Source organism: Pseudomonas sp. EL_65y_Pfl1_R83 (assembly GCF_963970695.1).
Lineage (GTDB): Bacteria > Pseudomonadota > Gammaproteobacteria > Pseudomonadales > Pseudomonadaceae > Aquipseudomonas > Aquipseudomonas tritici.
This window is the reverse complement of record NZ_CAXAQI010000163.1, coordinates 1-580: the sequence shown is the minus strand read 5'-3', so window position 1 is coordinate 580 and position 580 is coordinate 1. Positions and strand designations below refer to the sequence as shown.

The 580-nt window shown below is 65.2% G+C and carries 1 pseudogene; it reads left to right on the top strand.

Annotation, left to right across the window (positions count from 1 at the left end):
- Positions 1-224: 224 nt before the first annotated feature.
- Positions 225-580, top strand: a pseudogene (locus AACY08_RS28200) (Tn3 family transposase); the annotation flags it as partial.

Sequence of the window (580 nt, the reverse complement as noted above, 5' to 3'; positions counted from 1 at the left end):
CCCCCCCCCCCCCCCCCCCCCCCCCCCCCCCCCCCCCCCCTTTTTTTTTTATTGATACGGCGACCACCGAGATCTAGACTGTTTCGCTTCAGGTCGGTGTTCCGATCTCGCCATCGGCTGTCATCGAAGCGATCGTCAGACACGCGCGCCAGCAGGCAGAACATCTCACCCATGAAATACTGACCAGCGGCATCAAGCCGGACAAGCTGGCGGCGCTGGACGCCTTGCTGGCTCGGCGACCAGATCAGGGAACGACATGGCTGGCATGGCTGCGCAACGCGCCGCAGTCGCCGGCAGCGCGCAACATCCTGCGCCTGCTCGAACGGCTCGATCATGTGCGGACGCTCGGCCTCGATCCGTCGCGCGCCGCAATGATCCCATCGGCGACATTCGATCGATTAGCCGACGAGGCAGTGCGAATCACGCCGCAACATCTCGGCGAGTTGGCGACCATGCGCCGCCACGCGACGCTCGCGGCTGCAGCCATTAGGATCGAGGAAAGCCTGACCGACGCCGCGCTCACCATGTTCGACAAGCTGCTTGGCAGCATGGTGCGCCGCGCAGAAAACCGGACGCGCGA